Source organism: Bradyrhizobium sp. HKCCYLS3070 (genome assembly GCF_051167575.1).
In the GTDB taxonomy this organism is placed as follows: Bacteria; Pseudomonadota; Alphaproteobacteria; order Rhizobiales; family Xanthobacteraceae; genus Bradyrhizobium.
This window is the reverse complement of record NZ_JBNPTI010000001.1, coordinates 1520417-1544159: the sequence shown is the minus strand read 5'-3', so window position 1 is coordinate 1544159 and position 23743 is coordinate 1520417. Positions and strand designations below refer to the sequence as shown.

14 protein-coding genes are annotated in these 23743 nt (G+C 65.2%); 4 read left to right on the top strand and 10 right to left on the bottom strand.

What is annotated here, in order from left to right; all coding sequences use genetic code 11:
- Nucleotides 1-117: 117 nt before the first annotated feature.
- The 5 genes from ACQR03_RS07145 to ACQR03_RS07125 all read right to left on the bottom strand — a co-directional run bounded on the left by ACQR03_RS07145 (nt 118) and on the right by ACQR03_RS07125 (nt 12337).
- Nucleotides 118-1932 carry a hypothetical protein gene (locus ACQR03_RS07145; protein ID WP_315827555.1) on the bottom strand — a complete coding sequence of 605 codons (1815 nt, stop codon included), beginning with the start codon at nt 1930-1932 and terminating at the stop codon, nt 118-120.
- A 569-nt stretch (nt 1933-2501) separates the two neighbouring features.
- Nucleotides 2502-5765, bottom strand: coding sequence for a beta strand repeat-containing protein (locus tag ACQR03_RS07140; RefSeq protein ID WP_316170196.1), 3264 nt, complete (start codon nt 5763-5765; stop codon nt 2502-2504).
- 553 nt (nt 5766-6318) lie between these two features.
- The gene (locus ACQR03_RS07135; protein WP_434841147.1) at nt 6319-8448 is read right to left on the bottom strand and encodes an autotransporter strand-loop-strand O-heptosyltransferase; all 2130 of its coding nucleotides are present in this window, start codon (nt 8446-8448) and stop codon (nt 6319-6321) included.
- Nucleotides 8449-8515: 67 nt separating this feature from the next.
- A complete protein-coding gene (locus ACQR03_RS07130) occupies nt 8516-10471 on the bottom strand; it encodes an HlyD family type I secretion periplasmic adaptor subunit (protein ID WP_315711799.1) in 1956 nt (651 codons plus the stop codon).
- A 3-nt stretch (nt 10472-10474) separates the two neighbouring features.
- Nucleotides 10475-12337, bottom strand: coding sequence for a type I secretion system permease/ATPase (locus ACQR03_RS07125; RefSeq protein WP_315827558.1), 1863 nt, complete (start codon nt 12335-12337; stop codon nt 10475-10477).
- A 776-nt stretch (nt 12338-13113) separates the two neighbouring features.
- Here ACQR03_RS07125 and ACQR03_RS07120 point away from each other — a divergent pair.
- From ACQR03_RS07120 to ACQR03_RS07110, 3 genes are read left to right on the top strand one after another with little or no spacing between them, the layout of a single operon-like run.
- On the top strand, nt 13114-13296 hold the full coding sequence (locus ACQR03_RS07120; RefSeq protein WP_315711801.1) for a hypothetical protein: 183 nt from the start codon (nt 13114-13116) through the stop codon (nt 13294-13296).
- The gene (locus tag ACQR03_RS07115; RefSeq protein ID WP_316165358.1) at nt 13293-15224 is read left to right on the top strand and encodes an ethylbenzene dehydrogenase-related protein; all 1932 of its coding nucleotides are present in this window, start codon (nt 13293-13295) and stop codon (nt 15222-15224) included. The genes ACQR03_RS07120 and ACQR03_RS07115 overlap by 4 nt, the downstream gene beginning before the upstream one ends.
- Complete coding sequence (locus ACQR03_RS07110; protein WP_315711805.1) at nt 15224-16258, top strand: 2Fe-2S iron-sulfur cluster-binding protein; 1035 nt, start codon at nt 15224-15226, stop codon at nt 16256-16258. Before ACQR03_RS07115 ends, ACQR03_RS07110 begins: the two co-directional genes overlap by 1 nt.
- A 40-nt stretch (nt 16259-16298) precedes the next feature.
- Here ACQR03_RS07110 and ACQR03_RS07105 read toward each other — a convergent pair whose 3' ends face one another.
- A complete protein-coding gene (locus ACQR03_RS07105; RefSeq protein WP_315711806.1) occupies nt 16299-17156 on the bottom strand; it encodes a VOC family protein in 858 nt (285 codons plus the stop codon).
- Nucleotides 17157-17306: 150 nt separating this feature from the next.
- On the opposite strand from ACQR03_RS07105, the gene ACQR03_RS07100 reads away from it, so the two are divergent.
- Entirely contained in the window at nt 17307-18617 is a 1311-nt protein-coding gene (locus ACQR03_RS07100; protein WP_315827560.1) for an NAD(P)/FAD-dependent oxidoreductase, read from the top strand.
- Here the strand turns inward: ACQR03_RS07100 and ACQR03_RS07095 are convergent.
- The 4 genes from ACQR03_RS07095 to ACQR03_RS07080 are packed head-to-tail and all read right to left on the bottom strand — an operon-like array spanning nt 18614 to nt 23690.
- On the bottom strand, nt 18614-20242 hold the full coding sequence (locus ACQR03_RS07095; protein WP_316202375.1) for an ABC transporter ATP-binding protein: 1629 nt from the start codon (nt 20240-20242) through the stop codon (nt 18614-18616). The genes ACQR03_RS07100 and ACQR03_RS07095 overlap by 4 nt on opposite strands.
- Nucleotides 20239-21069, bottom strand: a complete 831-nt coding sequence (locus ACQR03_RS07090) for an ABC transporter permease (RefSeq protein WP_315711810.1) — start codon at nt 21067-21069, stop codon at nt 20239-20241. The genes ACQR03_RS07095 and ACQR03_RS07090 overlap by 4 nt, the downstream gene beginning before the upstream one ends.
- A 2-nt stretch (nt 21070-21071) precedes the next feature.
- Nucleotides 21072-22049, bottom strand: a complete 978-nt coding sequence (locus ACQR03_RS07085; RefSeq protein WP_434841146.1) for an ABC transporter permease — start codon at nt 22047-22049, stop codon at nt 21072-21074.
- A 24-nt stretch (nt 22050-22073) separates the two neighbouring features.
- On the bottom strand, nt 22074-23690 hold the full coding sequence (locus ACQR03_RS07080) for an ABC transporter substrate-binding protein (protein WP_434841145.1): 1617 nt from the start codon (nt 23688-23690) through the stop codon (nt 22074-22076).
- Between the last annotated feature and the right edge of the window lie 53 nt (nt 23691-23743).

Here is a 23743-nt window from a genome sequence, read left to right as displayed (position 1 = left end):
CGGATGGAGCTTGTCCGGCCACGTGCAGCGTCGATGGCCGGTGCTGCCACAACGCAACGAGCCGGCGTAGACCCAAGGGATCTGCGCCGGCCAATGTTGGTCAGGTTGCTGAAGGCGTCAGCCCCACATGTGGTGCATCGCGTGGTGGTGGGACATGTCCGGACCGCTCGAGGCTGCTGCCGCCGTTGCGGCCGTGGCCGCGGCTGCCGCCGTGTGGTGGCTGCTATGATGGCTGTGGTGGCCGCCGCAGTGATGCGTCGTGGTGGTGTTGTTGCCGCCGGTGGTTCCTCCGCCGGCCGTTCCACCGCCCGTCGTGCCGCCACCGGTCGTCCCACCACCCGTGGTGCCGCCGCCCGCAGTGCCGCCTCCGGTGGTGCCACCACCGGTCGTGCCACCTCCGCCCATGCCGCCGCCGGGCGTGGTCGTGCTCGTAGGCGTTCCGCCCGTGCCGTTGGCGATGTTCGGATTGGCGCCCGCCGGCATGCCGGTGCCCTGGGCAATGCCATTGACCGCAGTCGCTGTCACGAAGCTCGTCGCTGAGGTCACGTAGGCCGATCCGCCGATCGCGATGTTGTTGCCCGCAATGTCTCCGGCATTGCCGATGTAGTTCGCGGCGGCAGCCTTCAACATCGCCTGATCGGTCGCCAGGGCTGCACCCGTGTCGCCGTTCATGATGCCCATCAATGCCTTGGTGGCCATGATGGTGTCAGACTGCAGAGCTCCGGCGGCGAGCTCGTCGTCGAACCGTCCCTTGAACACCGCCCCCTGCGCCGCATCGAACGCGGCGCCAAAGTTCTGGTAGTTCGTGATCTGGTCGATCAGGGCCTGTGACGCCGTACCTGTTCCATTTGCGACCGCAACCAACTTCGCACCCAGCGTATTGCCCTCGGCGAGGAACGACGCCCAGAAATTGGTCTGCGCCTGATTATCCTGGAACTTCGTGACGGTCCCGGTCAGGCCGCCGGGCATTTCGGAGAACCCGCCGATGTGACCAGGCGCGCCGGTGCCGCCCGCCGCTGCGTTGAGCGCCGCGTCGTTCTGAAACACGTCGATCATGTCGACGATGTTGTCGGCGGAGCCGCGCAGCGCCGTCGGATTGGCCATCGTCTCGGCGACATCGTATTTGTTCAGCTGAAGGTTTGCTTGGCTGAGCAGCGTCATCAGGTGAAGTGTCGTCGTTTGGGCCGCAACGGCGGTTTCACCGGCTTCAATCGCAGCGAGCTTCGCGGGGTCATTCAGGATCGCCTGAAGGCCCTGCGTCACGGCCGTAAAATCAGCCTGGATCTGGTTGATGTTGTTGGCGCTCATGCCGCCCAGCGAAAGGTCAGCGGCGGCATTGAACACCGTTCCGATAGCGGTCAGGTCGCCCGCGGCCGCTGCAGCGAGATTGGTGGCGCTGTCGTTGCCGGCGGGAAGGCTCTGGAACGCCACGTCCATGGCACCCGTGTTGGCCAGGAAGGGAACGTTGTTGAGCGCGGCCGAGAGATGCGCGTCACCCTGGATCTGCGCCAGGATCTGCATCTGCACGTTGTGGATGGTCTGGTCGGCCTCGGCGAGGGTCGCCGGGTTGGTCGTGTTGGGCGCGGCGTTGATCAGCGTCGTGATCTCGTTCGAGACCTGGGTGAGCACCGCGGTGTCGGTCGCGTTGAGCGTGAATGCCTTGCCGCCGATCGTGACATCTCCGGGATTGGCCAGCATCGCGTTGATGTCGTTCTGCACGGCATGCAGGTCTGTGGTGTAGCTGCCGAGGAACGGGTTGGAGTTGCCGCTGTTCTGGGGCGTCGAGAACAGACCGGTCGAGATGCGAACCGCGTCGTTGAACACGACGCCGGCCTGGACGAGGTCGGTCGACGGGTTGAGCGCAGAGGCGCGAACCAGCAGATTGGACGTGCCATTCGCCAGCGCCGTCGGGTTGAAGGTATTGGCTGCCATTGATCATCTCCCCAAGTTTCAACCCGGCGTCTGCTGCTTGGCGTATCGGCAGCACGCGGGCGTTGATCGGGCAGCGACGTCTCGTTCGCTCCTTCGCGGAACGGGCGAAATGTCGCAGCCTCAGAGCACCTGGGAATTATTTGCTCCAATGGGGCCAAAAGAAGCGCCGCGGAGTCCTCAAATATGATGTTGTTCGGGCAAATGGCTCCTGTCGCAGCCGGGTCACGGCGACGGTCGGAAGCTTACTAACTCGTTGATTTCTGTCGTGGCATCCCCGCAACATCGTCGCTCAGCGGCGCTTCGACGCACGGTCCAGACAAGAAGTTGCCCCGATCTTGCGACCGGTCACCGATCTCTCCTTAGAAAAGTTCCAGCGTGACGAGCCTCCGCGGTGCGGAACGGAACGTGCATCTTTGTTGATCTTCCGAGGCCTCCTTCTTCAACGCGTGTCGTCTCGCCCGGCTCATTGTCCTTCTCATTTCCCCCGGGAGCACTGCGCGAGTGGACCTCATCTGCTTGTGCTCCCGGGTATCCGTATCCCAGCCGCAGCGGCTGCTGCGGCTGCCTCGTCAACCCCACATGTGATGCATCGCGTGGAGATGCGACATGTCGGGCCCGGCAGCCGCGGCCTGGCTCATATGCGCGCCCTGGCTTTGATCGTGATGATGGTGATGATCGCTGTGATGCGTGGCGTTGCTGCCGTTGTTGGCCGTGGTACCCGTCGACGTGCCGCCAGCCGCCGTTCCGCCGGTCGACGTGCCTCCGTTCGCCGCGGTGCCACCGGCTGCAGCGCCACCGGCGGCGGTGGTTCCTGCCGCAGCAGTGCCGCCGGTGCCGTTGGCCAGGTTCGGTGTCGCGGTGACCGGAATGGTGCCGTGCGCGGTCCCCTTGATTGAGGTCGCCGCCGAGACCGTCGTGGCCGTCCCAACATAGGTGCCGCCATTGACCGGAATGTTGTTGCCGGAGACGTCCATGGCGTCGGCGGCAAAGCCCTGGCCGGCCGCGGCGACCATCGCCTTGTCTGCCGCAAGTGCTGCGCCGGTGTCGCCGTTGAGGATGCCTTGCAGGCCCTTGACCGCGTTGGCGGTGTCGGCTTCGAGCGTGCCGCTGAGCAGTTCGTTGTCGAACCGACCCTGGAACACGGCCCCCTGGGCGGCGTCGAAATTGGCGCCGAACTGCTGGTAGTTCTGGATCTGCGTGATCAGGGCCGCGCTCGCCTGCGCACCGCCGGTCGAGATTTTCTGCAGCGTGGCATTGATGGTGTTGGCCTCGGCCAGGAATGCGGCCCAGAAATTCGTCTGTGCCTGGTTGTCCTGAAATTTGGTGACCGTCCCTTTGAGCCCGCCCGGATCCTCGGCAAAGCCGCCCGCATGGCCGGCGTTGCCGTTGCCACCTGCCGCCATGTTGAGGTTGGTGTCGCCCTGGATGATGTCGATGATGTCGAGCAGGTTGTCGGCCGTGCCGCGGAGAGCGGCCTGATTGCCGGTGGTCGCAGCCTGATCATACTTGCCCAGCTGCAGGTTGATCTGGCCGAGCGCTGTCTGCAGATGGATCGTCGTCAGCGCCGCGGCGTTGGCAGTCTCGCCAGCCTCGATCTGCGCGAGCTGGGTCTTGTTGTTGAGGATGGCCGTCAGTCCGTGCTGGACGGCGGTGAAGTCCGCGGTCACCTCGGCAAGGTTACCGGTGTTGATGCCGCCCGAGGCGACCTCGACGGCCTTGTTGAAGACCAGACCAACGTCCTTCAGGCTGTTGCCGGCGGTAGCGGCGGCAAGACTCGCCGGATCGTCCGCGCCCGCGGGCGACGTCTGGAAGGCGACGTCCTGGCCGCCGGTATTGGCGAGGAAGGGGACGTTGTTCAACGCGTTCGCCAGATGCGCGTCGTTGTGGATTTCGCCGAGGATTTCCTGCTGCAGCGCGTGGATCGTCTGGCTTGCCGCTGCCGATGTGCTGGCGTTGGCGAACTGTCCCGCCGCCTGCAGCAGTGTGCCCAGTTGCCCCTCGACATTGGTCAGCACCGCCGTGTCGGTCGCGTTCAGGGCGAAGGTCTTGCCGCCGAGCGTGACCTGACCAGGGTTGGCCAGCATCGCCGCAATATCGGTCTGCACCGCCGTGATGTCGGCCTGGTAGCTGGTGAGGAAGGCCGGCGAGTTGCCGCTGTTGGCGAGGCTGAAGAGGCCGAGCGAGGCGCGCACCGCGTCGTTGAAGACGACGCCAGCCTGCACCAGGTCGGTCGAATGCTGGATCGCCGTGGCACGGGTCAAAAGGTTCGAGGTGCCGTTGGCAAGCGCGGTCGGGCTGAAATTCACCGGCGTGGCGCCACCAGCCGGCGGCGTCGACGATGAGCCGCCGGTGCCGTTGGCAATGTTCGGGGTTGCCGTGACCGGGATCGTGCCCTGGGCGAGTCCGTGCACCGACGTGGCCGTCGAGACCGTGGTCGCCGAGCCGACATAGGTCGCGCCGCCGATCGCGATGTTGTTGCCGGAAACGTCCATGGCGTCGGCCGCGAAGCCCTGGCCGGCCGCGGCGAGCATCGCCTTGTCCGCGGCAAGCGCAGCGCCCGTATCGCCGTTCAGGATGCCTTGCAGGCCCTTCACCGCGGCCGCCGTGTCGGCTTCGAGCGTGCCGCTCAGAAGCTCGTTGTCGAAGCGGCCACGGAAGACGTTGCCTTGCGCGGCATCGAAATTGGCGCCAAATGCCTGATAGTTCTGGATCTGAGTGACCAGTGCGGCGCTGGCCTGCGCTCCGCCGGTTGCGATCTTCTGCAGGGTCGCGTTGATGGTGTTGCCTTCCGCCAAGAAGGCGGCCCAGAAATTCGTCTGCGCCTGGTTGTCCTGGAACTTGGTGACCGTGCCGGTCAACCCGCCCGGATCCTCCGCGAACCCGCCGGCATGGCCCGGCATGCCGTTGCCGCCCGCGGCCTTGTTCAGATTGGCGTCGTTCTGAATGATGTCGATGCTGTCGAGCAGATTGTCCGCCGTGCCGCGCAGCGCAGCCTGATTGCCGGTTGTTTCTGCCTTGGCATACTGGTTGAGCTCGAGATTGATCTGCCCGAGCACCGTTTGCAGATGGATGGTCGTGAGCGCGGCCGCGTTCGCGGTCTCGCCCTTCTCGATCTGCGCCAGCTGGGTCTTGTTGTTGAGGATGTTGGTCAGGCCCTGCGAGATTGCGGTGAGGTCGTTCGTTACCTCCTGCAGGTTCGCGGTGCTGATGCCGCCGGAGGCGAGGTCGACGACCTTGTTGAAGACGAGGCCGACATCCTTCAGCGTGTTGCCTGCGGTCGCTGCGGCCAAGGTCGCCGCATCATCGGCACCGGCCGGCGTGTTCTGGAAGCCGACGTCCTGGCCGCCGGTGTTGGCGAGGAAGTTGACCTTGTTGAGCGCGCCGGACAGATGCGCGTCGCCGTTGATCTCCTGCAGGATCTCCTGCTGGACCGCGTGCAGCGTCTGATCCGCGGCTGTGATCGTCGCAGCATTCGTGGTCTGCGGTGCGGCCGTGAGCAGCGTCGAGATCTGCGCCTGCACGTTGGTGAGAACGGCGGTGTCGGTCGCATTCAGCGTGAAGGCCTGGCCGCCCAGGGTCACCTGGCCGGGATTTGCGAGCATCGCGGCGATGTCGTTCTGTACGGCGTGGAGATCGGTCGTGTAGCTGCCGAGGAACGGGTTCGAGTTGCCGCTGCCTGCCTGCGTGAACAGGCCGAGCGAGGCGCGCACCGCATCGTTGAACACCACGCCGGCTTGGACGAGGTCGGTCGACATCTTGAGCGCTGAGGCGCGCACCAGCAGGTTCGACGTTCCGTTGGCCAGCGCCGTCGGGTTGAAGGTGTTATTCGCCATAGATCATCTCTCCCCAAGTTCATCCGACGCCCGGCAGGGCCCCGTACCGAAACTGGCCGGACGATGCGGAAGCGCATCGGCCCTGCGTCGGACGTGCTGCGCCGCGCCTCACGCCCGTGCGCCGCTGTGTCGCGCGCTTTTCTGACGCGCGCTACTTTGTCGCACCTCGCTATATGTTCGGAGCAATCGGGCCAAAAAAGGCGTGGGGGAGTCCGCAAATATGTTGTTCTCGGGACATCGCGGATCTGTGACAGATGCGCCGCGATCGCGTGCCAAGTGATTGATTTCTGGCGGCAAGCAGCAAATGCGGAGTGCGGCGATCGGGCGCGAATTGCATGTTGTCGTCAAGATGCTGCCTGCATCTCGCCGGTGAGTGGCCGGTCTCCAGAGATCAGACGCAGGGTTGGTCTGATGCGCTTAAGGCTGCCCAGCGACGAGGGCGCGCGGCATTGTCGCAGCGCGATTGCTGGAAAAACGCCACGATGGATCGTCTGTCCGGGGGAGTGAGAGGCGAACGCGCCTGGGCGTATCGGCCGACCTCGCCGTGCGCCGTTCAGGACGGCGGCGCGGCCTGACGCTGTGCCAGGAGCGCAGTCCTGATCTTCTGCAGCAGTGTGGTGTAGAGCTGATTCCAGGCCGGGTCATTCTGCCCGTTCGCGTCCAGCCCTTGCTTGGTCAGGCCCAGGCTGATCCGGTAGACGGCGAGCGCGCCGTCGATGTTGCCGAGTGGAATGAAGGCATCGCCCAGACTCTGGTAGGAATTTGCAAGCGCCTGCTGCAGCGACGGATCGTTGGCGACCGTGTTGGCGAGGTGGGTGATCAGCGCGGTATTGGCGCGACGCTGCTCGAAGGCTTCGGCATGGCGGCCCTGGGCGGCGAGCACGTCCGCCAGCAGAGCGTGGCACCACGCGAGGTCGCGCTCAAAGCTGAGATTGCCGCGGTGAGCTGCGGTCAGCTTCCGGATGATGGCGAGGCTGGCGGAATAGGCGGCATGCGCAGCCTCGAGGTTTCGCTGAACGAACAACACGGCGCCAATGCGGTTCAAGGCGACCGAGAGGTTGCGTTGAAACCCGGCGTCGTCCGGATTGGCTGCGGTCAGGTACCTGACGATGGCGATGCTCTGCTTGTAGTTCTGCAGCGCGCCCATGAGATCGCTCGCGGTGGCTGCGCGATCGCCTTCCGCGATGCCGGCGGCAGCCTGATCCAGCAGCCTGCCGGCGGCGACCGTGACGCCGACTGCAAGGCCCCCGCGGGCAACGTCGCCGCACGGTCGCGCCAGCAGTGCTGCGAGCGCGACCGGTTCGTCGCTCTCGACGGATTCCGGCGCAGACTCTGCCCTCGAGGTTCGATGCCGATCAAAGGACGCAGGCGCCGCCTGCTGCTGAGAGGTGCGCGGTTGCGGATACAATCCCTGTCCGAATCCGGGAATTCGGCGCAACATGCCCTCGACCTGCGCGGCCGTGATCAGGCGCGTGCATTCGAACTGTCGGGACGTGCCCTGCCATCGCGGGCACCACAGAAAGTCCTCATGGTCGAAGCGATGACTGGCATCATTCCAGCAACTGTTGCAGGCGTGATGGTTGATGACCCGATAGGGGGTCGCAAACTCGTTGGTCGGGTGGGTGAAGCCGCTGATCAGCACGACCGGAGTGCCGACCGCCCAGGCCAGCCATGACAACCCCGAGGAAAGGCCGATGAAGAATGCGGCATGCTTGAGCCAGCGGGCACGCTCGGGCAGCGGCCGGTCGCCGGTCTGATCCTCGGCTGCGGCGGGAATTTGCGTCCGGTAGGCGCCGTGGCTGCGCTCCGCGGTCTGATCGATGCAGATCACGCGATAGCCGGTCGCGCGGAGGAAGGCCACGATGCTCTGCCAGCCCTCGGGATTGTTCCAGTGCTTGCACGCGGTCGTTGCCTGCATGGCGATGCAGACATAGGGGTCCTCGATGGGACGGCTGTCTTCGCTCAACGCGACGCGAGGTGGACGCTCGGCCGGATCCACGCCGAGAATGTGAGCTGCGGTCCGATGCAGGCCGACCTGCCGGAAATCACAGGGCTGATGGACCAGCTCGGCATCGTCGAAGAACAGCCCGACCGAGTAGGTTGCGTAGTATCGCTCCGGCTGGACCGTCTCGTGGCTGAGGAATGCGATGTCAGGGTAGGCGTCGCGGAACAGCGGGATCAGCGGCTCGCCCATCGCACAGCTCAGGCGGCACCGATGCAGGTCCTTGAACTTCACTGCATAGCTCATCCAGCCGATGATGTCGCCGATCGTGCCGACCGGGAATTGGATCAGGACGTCGCGGTCGGTGGCGTCATAGTCGTGGCACAGCAGCAGCTCGGGCCCTGACCACACTTCGAGCCTGAACGGGACAAAGTAGCGTTTGCTGCTGTTGACGTGCCCAGAACGCAGGTCGATGTCGAACAGGACGTTGGCGGTCTCGAGATCGCTCAATCGGACGTGCCAGGCGTGTCCGGTGTCGGGCAGCATGACACGACAGCCGTCGTTGAAGTCGAAGCGCAGCCCCTGGGGACCCTCCTGGGTCGGCACGGCCGCTGGCGGCGGCAGTCGCGGCTTGCGTGCGTGATCAGACGCCTCGTTGCGGGCGCCGGGCTGGGCGGACGGTAACGCACTTGCCGGCACCATCGCCGGGTCTGAGGTGCGGGGAAAATTTGCAACGTTCATGTCGAGGTGCTGACGCGATCTGCGTTCATTCGTGAGCGATGACGCCGACCGCGGCCGTTCGGTCTTGTTACTCCACGAAGGCGCGGCGCCACTGATCTAGAACCGGCTTCATCAGATAGCTGAGCATCGTCCGGCTGCCGGTTTGAACGTAGACTTCGGCCTGCATGCCGGGCATCAGGTTGACGTTGCCGAGCCGCTTGCGCTCCTCGTCGGACAGCGTGATCCTGACCGTGTAGAAGGTGGAGCCGGTTCGTGGGTCATTGGTGATATCAGGCGACACGAACGAGACCTGGCCGCTCAATTTCGGCGTGGTGCGCTGGTTGAAGGCGTTGAAGTGGACCATCGCATCCTGCCCGGTGTGAACGTGATCGATATCCTTGGGCTGGACGTGCCCTTCGACCTGCAGTTCGTCCGAATCGGGGACCAGCTCCATGACGGTCTCACCCGGCTTGATGACGCCGCCGATGGTGTGGATCGCGAGCTGGTGGATGGTGCCGGAGTTCGGCGCGCGCATCTCGATGCGATCGAGCTGGTCGCGCGCGGCGACGCCCTTCTCGACCAGATCGCCTTCCTTGGCCTGGGACTCGCTGAGGTCCTTGACCACCTCACTGCGGAAATCCTGATCGATCTTGACGGTCTGGAGCTCGGCTTCGCTGATCTTGGACCTCGTCTCCGCCACGCTGGACACCAGCTGGCCGCGTTCACCGTCGATCCGAGCGGCTTCCCGCTGCAGCGTGGTCAGTCGCGTCAGCGGAACGAGCCGCTTGTCATAGAGCTCCTGCACGCCGGCCAACTCGCCCTTGATCAGCTCGATCTGCTTGTTCTTGGATTCGAGCTGAGACTCCATGCCGCTGATTTCGTTGTTCAGCTGGACGATGCGGCCCTGCAGCAGCTCTTTTTGGCTCTTGCGGGTCGTGGCACGGGCCTTGAACAGCGCGTTCTCCGACGCGATCACGGTGCGGACGTTCGGATCGTCCTGACGTGAGGTCAGAGTGGACGGATAGTCCGGCTGATCGAGACCGTCACGCTCGGCCGAGAGCCGCGCAATCTTGGCGCGCTGCTCGTTCAATTGCTTGGTGATCGCCTGGAGCTGGGCCTGGCTCTGCGTAGCGTCGAGCCGCACGAGCAGATCGCCCGCCGCGACGCGCTTGCCGTTGTCGACCTTGATTTCCGCGACAATGCCGCCGGTCGGATGCTGAATGGCCTTCACGTTGGATTGCACCACGAGATTGCCGGGGACCACGATCGCGCCGGCGAGCGGCACGAGGGTCAGCCAGCCGCCGCCGAGAACGCCGGCGACAAGCAGCACCCGCAAGCCGAGACGCAACTCGTTCTCGAACATGCGGCTGACGCGCGGCACCAGCGATTCGTCCGAGCCGTCGTCGAGATCGGCCGCCGTTCCTTGCGTCGCAATGAAGGTCATGCCGGTGGTCAAGGCCGTGCCGGCGGTGCCGACCAGGCGGCCGACACGGGTTTGCGGAACGGCAGGCGCATGCGCCAGACGGGCGGGGAGGTTCTGCTGCCCGACCGCGCGCGGCGCGCCGACGCCGAAATTGCCGTCGCGTCGTGCATCCTGCAGGTCGAGCAGGGGCGCCGAATTGCTGCCCGCCATGCGCGCGGGCGGATGGCGCGGCGGCGGCGACAGCTCCGGCTCGTTGCCGCGCATCGGTGCGGGCTGCTGCCAGTCCATCTCGCGGATGCCTTCACCCCGGCGTGTCCGGGGCGCCTGGGCGCCGAGACCGAACAGCGACAGCGACGCACCGAGGGCGCGGCCCATGGTGCTGCCCTTCTTCTTCGAACGCGGCTTTGGCCTGCCTGGCGACGGTGGCGGACGCCGTCGCTTCTTGCCGCCGTCCCGTGTGCCGTGGCGCTGCCGCGGGTCCTCGTCGGAGCCGTCGTCGAATGCGCCCTGCAGCCGCTGCAGCTCGAGGATCAATGCATCGCCCTGCGGACCGACCGCGCGAGTCTTCGGTCGCACATAATCGTCGTCGTCGAACGGCCTGAAGTCGTTGATGTGTTTCATTGATCAAGCGCTTTCTGCTGGGGCGGCGCGACGAAGCGAGCGGGCGTTCGGATTTGGCGCCGCTGCGGGAGCAGCAACCCTGGGCGGAGCGGGGGCATGCGTGACGGCGGGTCCCGCGGCCTTGTTGGCTCCGGCGACGCGGGCAAATATCTCCTGGCAGGGACCGAATGCGATCGCCTTGCCCTCGTACAGCACCAGCGCCATGTTGAGCGCATTCAGCGCGCTGGGACGGTGCGAAATCACGATCACGATGCTCTGGTTCTGCTGCCGCATGATCTGAATGGCGCGGCTGAGCGCGTTCTCGCCGTCGGTGTCCAGATTGGCATTCGGCTCGTCGAGGACGATGAGAAAGGGATCGCCATACACCGCGCGGGCCAGACCCACGCGCTGCCGCTGACCGGCCGACAGCGACATGCCGCCTTGGCCGATTCGCGTCGAATAGCCTTCCGGCAGCCGCAGGATGATGTCGTGCACGCCGGCGATCTGCGCCGCCTTCAGAATCGCATCCGAGCTCGCATTCTCGTCGAAGCGGCAGATGTTGTCGGCGATGCTGCCGTCGAACAGGGCAACGTCCTGCGGCAGGTAGCCGATGTGGCGGCCGAGATCCTCGTTGCTCCATTGGTCGAGCGCTGCGCCGTCGAGGCGGACGGATCCATGCTGTGCAGGCCAGATGCCGACCAGCGCCTTCGAGAGCGAGGTCTTGCCGGATGCACTCGCGCCGAGCAGTGCCAGACCCGTGCCTGCCTTGATCGAGAACGACACGTTTTGAACAATCGGCCGATCGGTGCCCGGCGCGGTGACCGTCAGCTCCTGTACGGTCAGCTCGCGGAACGGGCGGGGCAACGCGACCGGCGGCGCTTCCGGCCTGGCGGTGGCCTTGCAGATATCGCGCAGACGCGCGATGCCCTGGCGCGCGGCGACCAGCTGTTTCCAGCTGCCAAGTGCGATCTCGATCGGGGCGAGCGCGCGGCCCATCAGGATCGACGAGGCCATCATCACGCCGCCGGAGGCCTGCTCGGAGACGACGAGCGCCGCGCCGATGCCGAGCATGCCCGATTGCAGGATGAAGCGCAGCACTTTCGCGGCGGCTCCGAGATTGGCGTAGACATCGCTCGCGCGAATGTTGTCCTTCAGATAGCGCTCGTTGACGGCGTTCCAGCGTGCCGAGAAGCGATCCAGCATTCCGAGCGCGCGAATCACCTCGGCATTGCGCTGGGTGGCGTCGGCGAGAACCTGCCGCGCGGCGCTCGTATCGCTGGCGGATTTACTCGCCTGACGCGACAACCGGTCGGTCACCAGCGTCATCGAGATGATTCCGGCCGTGCCGATGACGGCCGTGATGCCGATCAGCGGATGAAACAGAAACATGCCGATCAGGAAGATCGGTATCCATGGCATGTCGAGAAAGGCGGTTGGTCCCATGCTCGACATAAAGGCGCGCAGCTGGTCGAGATCGCGCAGCGGCTGCTGCATCAGCATCGGCTTGGTGCCGCGCAGGGGCAGGGTGGCCAGAGCGTGATGAATCGCGTCCTGCAAGCTCGCGTCGAACACGGTCGCCACCCGGCACAGCATGCGGGTGCGCAACGCGTCGAAATAACCCTGAATCAGATAGACGGCTAGAATCATCACCGACAGGCCGACGAGCGTGGCGAGATTCTTGCTCGGAACGACGCGATCATTGACCTGCATCATATAAACCGAGCCCGAGAGCATCAGGATGTTGATGACGCCGCTGAACACGCCGATGCCGGCCATGCGTTTGACAGCCTGGCGCAACCCGCGCGTCACCGGATCGTCGCTTCCCGAGAGAAGGTCGTTGAGGGCAGCCGCGGCTTTCGTTCTCGGGCGGTCTTGAGCCAGACTCATCCAGGCGCGTCTCCCAAACACAGTGCTTCACTCCGCGCTATTGACAGTCGATACCGACGATTTTCCGGCAACAATTGGACAAGTGGGCAATTCCGTCGCAGCGTCGCGGGTAAACGACCGGCACGAGGCGCGATGCGCCGGGGCGGCTCTGAAAAAGTGTGGCATCGTTCAGCGCGATCGGGTCCGTGCGAAATCCGTCCGCGATCGTCGATAGTTGCAGCGTGATAGCAGCCATCGGCACGCGACGCGTGTCACACATTCGTCCGTCTATCACCTTGGTTCCGTACTCATTGGTCGCGGTCCGGGCCGAATGACGCCACGAAGCCGAATAAATCTTCCTGCGGTGCAACGCACAGGCGTTGTCATCTCGATCATGCGGTATTCGATGATGGTGCGGAGAACGATCATGATGGCGGCGGCAACACAAGGACATGCGGCTCCGCGCACCAATCCAAGACGTGCAATCAGCTCAGCCGGGCATGGCGACCGACGATGTGTTCTATCATCGAACGTGCGGCCGCTGTGGAACCGGTGACCCGCCAAGCATCGGGCGCACGAGATCAACATCAACTCCAGGGAGGACGAAGCAGATCAGTCCGCGTGCGATCCGAGCAACTCGTCACCGGCTCGGGCCACGGCAGCTGATCAACCATAGGCGTGATCCAACCGATCACGCTCAAGCGTAGCGGGGCAACGATTGGGTGCAGAACGGCGCCGTAACGCCGAAGTCGGACGAAGTTGCTCACTTAGTAAAGCGTATCCGGGGGACGACAAAGTTGCTGGACGACATCACCATCGAGACGCGTGATGCGGGAATGGATTCGGGTCGAGGGGCGGCCCGCAGGGTTGAATACTTGATCATCCTGCGCCGGATCGGTCCGCTGAGACGAAATACGGTCGCCAGGTCGGCGGTGAATCGCGCCGATCGCGTGCGCGCAGCTCTGGAGGCGCACGCATGAAGATCCGCAAGACCGACTATGGAACGATCATCCTGCACTGGACCCTGGTTGGGGCCACGGTGATCGCGTTCCTGACGGGGCTTCGCATGGCGACCGAAGCGCCTGGACACGCATGGATCGCCAACAATCTCGACTGGCTGCTGCCCCGGCACCGGACCTGGACCTGGCACATGCCGGCTGGGGTCGTGCTCGCGAGCGTCGCCGTCGCCTACATGATCTATATCTCGAAGTCAGGGCTCGGCCGTCGCGTCACCATCGACAAGATGCGCTTCAAGGGCTTGCTCGGCCGCCGGCCGGCGCGGCTGGGCTCGATCAGCGTGATGCTGCATTGGGTGCTTTTCATCTCCATGGCGATCCTGATCGTCACCGGAGGCATGCTCTTCTTCGGCGTAGCCTCCGGCTACGTCACCATGATGATCCACTGGTACGCGACCTGGGTGATCCCGGCCTTCGTGGTGCTGCACGTCCTGGTTCACTTCAGCATCGGCGGAAAGATGCAGCTCTATCGCGTGTTCCGGCCGGCGCCCTTGCCGCCGCCGCCGCCAAAGCTCGATCCCGTCGAACTCCTCACGATGCTGGTCGAGCAGTCGGAAAAGCTGGAGGAAGCGGAGGCGCCTCCGAGGAGGCCGGCGCCAGCTGCGCGGCCTGCAGCACGTGAGCCGATGCCGGCGCCGCGGCGCATGGAGGAGCCGATGCGGGCCCGGTCCGAGCCGCGTGTGCCGCCGGGCCGCATGCGTCCGCCGCCGACACCTGCCAAGGGCAATTCCCGCCGCCGCAATCCGAGCTTCCAATCCAACCCGTTCATGGTCGCGATCGCCGCAGCCATCGTGATCGGTTCGGCGATGTTCGCCGCCGACTACTACGCCGAGGACACCGTCACGGTGTATCGAATCGCGACATCGGATGCGCCGACGCTTGACGGCGATTCGTCGGATCGTGTCTGGCGCAACATCCAGCCGCACATGGTGACGACCAACCAGGGCGACAATTTCGACGGTACCGGCGAATCGCGCGTCTGGATCAAGGCGGCGCATGACGGCACGTGGGTCTACTTCCTCGTCATCTGGGAGGATCCGACGCGATCGTTGAAGCAGCTGCCGCTGATCAAGAAGGCGGATGGCTGGCATCTCCTGCAGAATGGATTCGACAAGGGCGACGAGAACGATTTCAACGAGGACAAGTTCTCGCTGTTGTTCACGACGCTGCCGATCACCTTGGCCGCGGACCGAACGTTTCACATGAGCTCGCAGCCGATGCCGGACAAGCCGCCGACGCTGTCGGGTCGCGGCATCCACTACACGCCGGCGCCGAATCTCTATGCCGACGCCTGGCTGTGGAAGGCGACGAGCGGCGGCCCGACCGGATGGATGGACGATGATCATTTCGGTCCGCCTGCGGAGCCGACACCGGATCAGGTCAAGGGACTCACGCCCTACAAGGGCGGGTTCGCACCGGATCCGGGGACCGCGAACTATTCGGACAATTTCGTGATCGACAGGGAGGCCGCAAGACTGGGAAATCGGGGCGTGAGACCGAAGCGCCTGCCGAAGGACGTCGCCGCGATGACCGCGGCGATGGGCGAGATCAATCTCGATCCCAACATCGGCGAGAGTGAAGGCGCGCGCTGGTTCATGACAGAGGCCGAATCGGTGCCCTATTCGGCCGAGGCGGATGCCCAGACGCCGATCGGGACCGTGGTGCCCGGTGTTCTCGTCAGCGGCGAGTTCACCGGTGATCGCGCGGACATCCGTTGCGCTGCGCGTTGGGCCGCGGGCCACTGGACGCTCGAAATTGCCCGCAAAATGGACACGAAAAGCAAGTACGACGTTCCGATCAAGAATGGCGTGTTCATGCGTGTCGCAGCGTTCGACCATACCCAGATCAGACATACCAGGCAGATCCGGCCGATGCGACTTGAGGTGCAGTAATGGGTAAGATTTGCAAGATCCAGTACAACAGGGAAACGTTCTACGCGAATGTGGGCGATATCCTGCTCGACGGCGCCATCAACAGTGGCGTGGATCTGCCCCATGACTGCCGCAGCGGAATCTGCGGTTCCTGTAAAGTGACGGTCATCGACGGCAAGCTGTTCGGCGGCATGGAAGGCGACATGGCGCATGCGTGCCAGGCGCGTGTCGTGTCCGACCTCAAGATCATCACGGAGCCCGTGCCGGATACGGTGACGATGAACTGCGAGGTGGGCGATCTCGTGCGGCTCGCGCCCGACGTCGTCGGTGTCACCCTCGAGATGCCGAAGCCGCTGCGATTCTTCCCTGGACAATACGCCAAGGTCCAGTACCGCGGTTTTCCGACACGCTGCTACAGCCCGACCTATCCGATGGTCGGCGCACCCGATAGCCATCTGCTGTATCTGCACATCCGCATCCTGAAGGATGGCTTGGTGTCCTCGGCGCTCGGCCGTGACATCCAGGTCGGCCATCGCGTCAAGCTGACGGCGCCGCTCGGCACCGCGTTCTTCCGTCAGAAGCATCGCGGCCGGATCATCCTGGTGGCGAGCGGCACCGGCTTCGCGCCGATGTGGGCGATCGCGGTCGCCGCCATCACGGAGAATCCGAAGCGCGAGATCGTCTTCATCGTCGTGTCACGCACCTTGCAGTCGTTCTACATGCATCAGGCGCTGTGCCGCTTGGCGCGCTTCCCGAACGTGAAGATCATCCCGATCGTGTCGGAGCCGCAGAACGTCTCGCCGGCGATTCGCAGCGGCCGGCCGACCGAACACATGCCGGAGCTCACGCCGAACGACGTCGTCTACACCTGCGGCGCGCCGGCTATGACGGAGGCGGTCGCGAAGATGTCGCGCGCGGCCGGAGCGAAGTGTCATTGCGATCCGTTCGTCTCGTCGGCGCAGCCCTCCGAGTCGAGCGGCGGACTCATGGATCGGCTGGTCGGGTGGCTCGACAGCCAGCGAGGCCGGCCGGCCATGTTCCAGCCGGCGGAATGAGATCGTTGCGGCCGCGACGCGCGCGGCCGCAGTCCGGCGCTCAGCCGGCCATGAAAGCGAGCAGAGTGCCGGTGGCCGACGCGGGCGGAACGATCAGGCTCGCGCCACTGCGCACCGCTGCCGCGCCCAGAGCCTTTTCGGTGGCGGTCAGATCGTGTGAGGCCAGCACCAGGCCTGCGCCGCCTCGCTCCGGCAGGCCGGCAAGCGACACACCCGGATAGCGCGCTGCGAGCTGGTCCCTGGTCAGGAATACGAAATCGGCGCGGTCACCGCCCGAGGTGACGGTCACGGCGCCGTCGGCTTCGTCCCGGCCGTCGCGATCGATCAGGCGCGACAGGTGAGCCGCGTCCTTGGCCGGATCCGGCGTCACGATCAGCGCCTGCTTCAGTTGCTTGGCGGCGTTGGCATGGCGCATCAGTTCCGGGATCCACACCGTTTCGCGCGTCTTGTGCTGGCAGGCGAAGATGCGCAGGCCGCCCGGAGCCTCCGCGACGGGCCATTGAAACACGCGGAATTTCGCTGCCGAGATGCTGCCGTCGGGCAGGGGCACCGGACGCTCGAAGTCGATGGGACCAATCGGCTCAAAACCTTTCGCGCGGATTTCCTCGGCGCCGGCCGCGGAATCGATCGCCGTGAAGGCGATGCGCTCGATGCCTTCGCCGCGCTGGGCAAGGAAATTGCGGGTTGGAACGTTGTGATCGGTCTCGGCGAGGATGCCGAGCAACTCGATGTAGTCAGGATCGAGCATGATGGTGTAGTTGCCGGATCCCATCTTGGCACTGTGCGTGCCGCGCGGAGACAGCGTAAAACCCAGCCGCTTCCAGGTCTCCGCCGCGGCGTCGAGATCCTTCACCACGACGACCGCGTGATCGATACCGATGACATTCTTGAGGGCCACGCGTTTGTCTCCTTGCAGCGAACTTGGCATATTGGTGGCCGAACTATGCCCAATCGACCCATGCGCCGCAACCGGCGCTGCGGGGCGCTGGGCGCAAGGCAAGATCGATCTCCGGCAGGGCGGTCGACCAGCAAGGATGAGCTGTCCGCGATGAGCACCACCACAGATTCCGTTCAATGGCCGCCATCCCTTTGGGCGGCGCAGACCCCGGCTGGACCCGACCTGTCCGAGCTTCAGGGCAGTGTGCAGGCCGACGTGGTCATCATCGGCGGCGGCTTCACGGGGCTGTCGACGGCGCTGCATCTGCGCGAAGCTGGGACGGACGTCGCCATCGTCGAGGCGATGGAGCCCGGCTGGGGCGCATCCGGCCGGAACAACGGTCAGGTCATTCCGACGCTGTCACGTCCCGATCCGGACGACCTCGTCGCGCGTCATGGCGCCGCGGGCGAGCGCTTCGTGGCGATGTTACGCGACAGCGCGTCCAATCTGTTCGATACCGTGAGACGGTACAACATCGACGCCGAGCATGAACAGGCCGGCTGGGTCCAGCCGGTGCATACGCCCGGCCGCATCAAGATCGCCGAGCGCAGGTTCAAGCAGTGGTCGAAGTTCGGCGCGCCGGTCGAGCTGCTGTCGCGCGATCAGGCGCGAGACATGCTCGGCTCGGACGCCTGGCATGGCGGCTTCTGGAACAAGACCGGCGGCCACATCAATCCGCTCGCGCTGGCGCGTGGCTTGGCGCGGACGGTGCTGAGCCTGGGCGGCCGGATCTATGCGCGCTCGCCGGTGATCGATTTCGCCCGGCGGGGGGATCGCTGGATCGTGCGCACCGCACGAGGGGAGTTGTCGGCGCGCGCGCTGGTGCTGGCGAGCAATGCCTATAGCGGCGAGTTCTCCAAGGCGCTCGCACCGGATATCGCGCACGAGGTGATGCCCGTGCTGTCGTGGCAGATGGCGACGCAGCCGCTGTCCGACAATGTGCGGAAGACCGTCATCCCGGCGCGGCAGGCGATGTCCGATACCCATGGCGAACTCTATTTTGCGCGTTACGACGCCCGCAACCGACTGGTCACCGGCGGCGCCGTGATCGGCCCCGGCAATAAGGCCGAGCGGCTGAAGGCGAGGGTCGCCGAACGCCTGCAGCGCCTGTGGCCGCAGATCGGCGAGGTCAGGTTCGACTATGTCTGGAACGGCTATGTCGGCATGACCACGGACTACATGCCGCGGATTCATCGCCTCGGTCCTGATGCCTATGGCTGGACCGGCTGCAACGGCCGCGCGGTCGCGCTCACGATCCCCCTCGGTGCGGAGCTTGCGAAAGCGGTGCGCGGCGTGTCGGCGAACGAGCTGGCGCTGCCGTTCACGGAGCCGGTCACCATTCCCGCGCACGCCCTGCTGCGTCCGTTCGCGCCGCTGATGCTGCTCTTGTACCGATATCGCGACGCGCGTGAGATCGGCTAAGACGTGGGATGTTCGGTCCGGGCGAAGTCGCCGCCGGGAATGGCCTCGAGCAGAGCCTGCGTATACGGATGCTGCGGGTTGCCGAACACGTCGTGCGTGGGTCCATGCTCGACGACGACGCCGTCCTTCATGACCGCGACCAGATCGCAGATCTGGGCTGCGACGCGCAGGTCGTGCGTGATGAAGATGATCGACAGGTCGAGGCGCTCGCGCAGGCTGGTCAGCAGCTTCAACACCTGTGCCTGAACGGAGACGTCGAGCGCGGACACCGGTTCGTCCGCGACCAACACCTTGGGCTTCAGTGCCAGCGCGCGCGCCAGCCCGATGCGCTGACGCTGACCTCCGGAGAACTCATGCGGGAAGCGATCGGCGGCCGACGGGTCGAGCCCGACTAGGCTGAACAGCTCGCGCGCCTCCGTCAGCGCCTGGTCTCGCGAGGTGCCGTGCACGATCGGTCCCTGCGCCACCAGATCGACCGCCTTGCGCCGCGGGTTCAGCGAGGCGAACGGGTCCTGAAACACCATCTGCATCTGCTGGGTCCGGTTTCTGACCTCGCTGCGGGAGAGGCGCGCCCAGTCCTCACCGTCGAGCAGGATCGTTCCTGCGTCGGGATCGATCAGGCGAATGATGCAGCGGGCGAGGGTGGATTTGCCGGAGCCCGACTCGCCGACGATGCCGAGCGTTGCGCCCTTTGGCAGCGCGAGCGAGACGTCCCTGACCGCATGGGTGACGCGCTCGCCGCGGCCGAGGAAGCCGCCGGTGCGATATGTCTTCGAGACACCGGAGATGGTGAGGATCATCCGGTCCGACAGCTTGCGTGCCGGGGGCGCTGCTACCGGCGGCACCGCGGCGATCAGTTGCCTGGTGTAGTCATGCTGCGGCCGTTGCAGGACATCCGCCGCCGCGCCCTGTTCGACGACGCTGCCATGTTGCATCACGACGACGCGGTCGGCGATCTCGGCGACGACCCCGAAGTCATGCGTGATGAACAGCACCGCAGTCTTGCGCCTCTGCTGCAGCTCGCGGATGAGCTTGAGGATCTGGGCCTGCGTCGTGACGTCGAGCGCCGTCGTCGGCTCGTCGGCGATCAGCAGCTTCGGATCGAGCGCCAAGGCCATGGCGATCATCGCGCGCTGGCGTTGTCCGCCGGACAACTCGTGCGGATAGGCCTTCGCCGCGCGCGGCGGATCGGGAATGTTGACGTCCGACAGCAGCGACAGCACGCGCGATTTGATCTCGACCTTCGACAGATCGGTATGGATGTCCAGGACCTCGCCGATCTGGTCGCCGATCGTGCGCAATGGATTGAGCGCGGTCATCGGCTCCTGGAACACCATCGCGATTTCGGCGCCGCGGATGCGGCGCATCTCGGCCGCCGTGGCGGTGCAGAGGTCGTGGCCGGCGAACAGGATGCGGCCGCCGTCGGTGGTCACGCCGTCCGGCAGCAGCCGCATGATCGTGTTGGCCATCATCGACTTGCCGGAGCCGGACTCGCCGACGATGCAGACGATCTCGTTTTCGGCGATCGCAAGCGAGACCTCCGAGATCGCATGCATGCGGTCGGCGCCTTTCGGCAGACGTACGCTGAGGCGATCGACGGTCAAAACGGGCTTGGCTGGACTCATCGCTGCTTCAGCCGCGGGTTCAGTGCATCGTTGAGGCCCTGGCCGACCAGCGACACCGCAAGCACGGTGATGAGGATGGCAACGCCGGGGATCGCCGACACGTACCACTGCACGCGCAGCACGTCGCGTCCCAGGCCGATCAGGTTGCCCCAGGAGGCGACGTTGGCGTCGGACAGCCGCAGGAAGGCAAGCGCGCTTTCCAGGAGGATCGCAACCGCCATCACGACGCCGGCATAGACGATCACCGGCGGCAGCGCGTTGGGCAGGATCTCGCCCAGCATCAGCTGGGTGTCGCGCATGCCGAGGGTGCGGCCGGCCTGGACGAATTCGCGGCTGCGCAGCGAGAGGAACTCAGCCCGCGTCAACCGCGCCGGCGCCGGCCATGAGACGATGCCGACGGCGATCGTGACCGTCGTCAAGGTCGAGCCGAACACCGCGACCAGCACCAGCAGCAGCACGAAATTCGGCAGTGTCTGGAAGGCCTCGGTGATGCGCATCAGGATGTTGTCGACCCACCCGCCGTAGTAGCCGGCGAGCGCGCCGACCATGATTCCGATCGCCACGGCAATGAACGTGGCGACGCCGCCGATCAGGAGCGAGATGCGGGCGCCGTGAAAGATCTGGGCGGCGATATCGCGGCCGGAATTGTCGGTGCCGAGCAGAAAACGTGGATTGGCGAACGGCCAGATCAGCGGCCGGCCGGCGAGGGCGAGCGGATCGCGCGGATACAGATAGCCGGCGCTGATCGCCATGCCTACGACGATCAGCAGCAGGATCAGGCCCAGCACCGCAGCCGGACTGCGGAAGTAGCGCTTCGCGGCGTCCATGTTCAGCCCTCCGCCGTGATGCGCGGATCGAGCCGCGCGTAGAGCAGGTCGGTGACGAAGTTGACCAGGATCACCAGCAGCGCGGAGACGAAGACGATTCCGAGCAGCGTGTTGAGATCGCGCTGGACCACCGATTCATAGGTGAGGCGCCCAAGGCCGGGCAGCGAGAATACGGTCTCCACCACGACCGAGCCGCCGAGCATCGTTCCGGCCTGGAGTCCGATCAGCGTCACCATTGGCAGCAGCGCGTTGCGCAACACGTGGCGGGTGATGATGCGGGTTTCGTCGAGGCCCTTGGCACGCGCGGTGCGGACGAAATCGAGGTTCAGGACCTCGAGCATGGATGCGCGCATGATGCGCAGATAGATGGCCAGGAAGATCAGGCCGAGCGTCAGCGACGGCAGCACCAGATGGCTCGCAATGTCGAGCACGCGCCAGATCCCGGTGCTGACGGCGCCGATGTCCTCGAAGCCGCCCGCGGGCAGCCATTGCAGATAGATCGAGAACACCACGATGGCCATCAGGCCGAACCAGAACGAGGGCGTGGCGTAGAAGATCAGGCCGACCGTCGAGATCAGCGTATCCGGCCAGCGATTGACGCCGCGCGCCGCGATCACGCCGAACACGAGGCCGAAGAAGAACGCAAAGGAGAGAGCGGAGGTCATCAGCAGCAGGGTCGTCGGCAGCCGCTCCAGGATCACGGCGGCGACTGGCTTGCCGTAGATCGCGGAGAACCCGAGATCGAGGCGCACCAGCCGCCACAGGTAATTGGCGAGCTGCATCGGGACCGACAGATCCAACCCATAGAAGCGGCGCAGCTCGCGGGCAGTCGCCGCGTCGCCGCCGCCCATCTGGGCCATCATCGCGTCGACCGTATCGCCCGGCGCGAGCTGCAGCAGGAGAAAGACGCCGATCAGGATCAGGAACAGGGTTGGGATCGAGGCGGCGAGCCGCCGCCCCGCAAGGCTCAAGATGCGCATGGCCTTATCCTGACGGATTCCGGCTCAGGCGGAAAGCCACAGATCGTGCCAGCTCGACGATCCCCAGCGCGGCGTGTTCGAGTGGTTGCGCGCCTTTGCCGTGATCACGGTGACGAAGATCTGCTCGATCGGCATCCACACCGGCAGCTCGGAATTGGCCTCGCGCACGAAGTCGGCATAGAGCGCCTTGCGCTTGGCCGGATCGACCTCGGTCGCCGCATCATCGATGATCTTGTCGATCTTGGCATCGTCCCAACCCCACTGATTGGTCCACGGCGCGCCCTTGGGCTGGCCGGAGCGGTACCAGACCGTGGTGGAGACGGCCGGATCGTTGCGATACTGGTGCCAGCCGGTCGCGAGGTCGAAGGCGTGCTCGTCATAGACCTGCTTGAGGAAGCCGCCGCCGTCGTTGCGTACGATCTCGATCGCGATGCCGACCTCGCCCAGCGATTGCTGGAGGAAGGTCGACCACAGCGAGATGTCCTCGCCCCATGGCGCGGGCAGCAGCCGCAGCGAGAAGCGGGTGCCGCCGGCGCCGGGCTTGTAGCCGGCCTCGTCCAGGAGCGCCGCCGCCTTGGCCTTGTCGTAGGGATATTGCGGCGTATTAGCGCCGGGGTAGAAGTCGGTCGAGGTCGACGGGATCGGACCGGTGCCCAGCTTGGCGAAATCGCCGAGGAAGTTCTCGATGAAGAAGGGAACGTTAATCGCATGCGCGATGGCGCGGCGGACCTTCACGTCCGCCAGCTCCTTGCGGCGGACGTTGAACTCGAGCGTATTGGTGCGCGCGTTGCCCTCATTGCCTTTGGTCGAGACGATGAAGCGCTTATCCTTGCCGAGCCGCGCCATGTCGGAGATGGTCAGGCCCGAGAACGGGCTGTAGTGCAGCTCGCCTGCCTCCATTTGCGCCGCCGCAGCCGCACGGTCAGTGATCACCTTCCACACGATGCGGTCGAGATAGGGCGCGTTCGGCCGCCAGTAGTCGGCATTGCGCTCGGCGATGATATACTGGCCGCGTTCGTACTTCACGAATTTGAACGGACCAGTGCCAATGGGGGCGAGGTTCGCGGGGTTCTGCCTGATGTCGCCGCTCTCGTAGATGTGCTTGGCCGAGACGTAGCCGAGATCGGGCAGGGCGCGCAGCAGCAGGTTGAGCGGCATCGGCCGCTCGTAGCGGAAGATCGCGGTTTGCGGATCCGGCGTGTCAACCGCAGTCAGGAACAACTGCAGGGTCGATCCGTAGTTCAGGATCTTCTTCCACATGTTCATCGCGGTGAAGGCAACGTCCTCCGACGTGAACGGCTTGCCGTCATGCCAGGTGATGCCCTTGCGCAGCTTGAAAGTGACGGTCTTGCCGTCCGGCGTCGCCTCCCAGCTCTCGGCAAGTACGCCGACCGGCTGGCCGTTGGCATCGAGGTCGACGAGGTTCTCCTGGATCTTGCCGCCGATGATGTAGACGCCGGTTGAAGCCTGGAGGCTTGGGTTGAGCTGGCGTTGCTCGGCGCCGTAGTGAACGTTGAACACGCCACCCTTGCGCGGCGTCTCCTCGGCGAAGGCGCGGAGTGGATTGACCACATTCGCGGCGATGGCAGCGGAGGTCAGGAGGGCGGTCCGGCGGCTGATCTCGAAACGGCTCGAATTCATCAAGGTCTCCCGAAGGCCAAGCGGGACGCTGGCCGATGGTGCAATCGCGGCGA

Bases quoted from the DNA above. Each gene is read 5' to 3' on its own strand.
- ACQR03_RS07100 (WP_315827560.1), top strand. From the start codon at position 17,307: ATGAGCACCACCACAGATTCCGTTCAATGGCCGCCATCCCTTTGGGCG.
- ACQR03_RS07090 (WP_315711810.1), bottom strand. From the start codon at position 21,069: ATGGACGCCGCGAAGCGCTACTTCCGCAGTCCGGCTGCGGTGCTGGGC.
- ACQR03_RS07145 (WP_315827555.1), bottom strand. From the start codon at position 1,932: ATGGCAGCCAATACCTTCAACCCGACGGCGCTGGCGAATGGCACGTCC.
- ACQR03_RS07115 (WP_316165358.1), top strand. From the start codon at position 13,293: ATGAAGATCCGCAAGACCGACTATGGAACGATCATCCTGCACTGGACC.
- ACQR03_RS07085 (WP_434841146.1), bottom strand. From the start codon at position 22,049: ATGCGCATCTTGAGCCTTGCGGGGCGGCGGCTCGCCGCCTCGATCCCA.
- ACQR03_RS07080 (WP_434841145.1), bottom strand. From the start codon at position 23,690: ATGAATTCGAGCCGTTTCGAGATCAGCCGCCGGACCGCCCTCCTGACC.
- ACQR03_RS07130 (WP_315711799.1), bottom strand. From the start codon at position 10,471: ATGAAACACATCAACGACTTCAGGCCGTTCGACGACGACGATTATGTG.
- ACQR03_RS07140 (WP_316170196.1), bottom strand. From the start codon at position 5,765: ATGGCGAATAACACCTTCAACCCGACGGCGCTGGCCAACGGAACGTCG.
- ACQR03_RS07125 (WP_315827558.1), bottom strand. From the start codon at position 12,337: ATGAGTCTGGCTCAAGACCGCCCGAGAACGAAAGCCGCGGCTGCCCTC.
- ACQR03_RS07095 (WP_316202375.1), bottom strand. From the start codon at position 20,242: ATGAGTCCAGCCAAGCCCGTTTTGACCGTCGATCGCCTCAGCGTACGT.
- ACQR03_RS07110 (WP_315711805.1), top strand. From the start codon at position 15,224: ATGGGTAAGATTTGCAAGATCCAGTACAACAGGGAAACGTTCTACGCG.
- ACQR03_RS07135 (WP_434841147.1), bottom strand. From the start codon at position 8,448: ATGAACGTTGCAAATTTTCCCCGCACCTCAGACCCGGCGATGGTGCCG.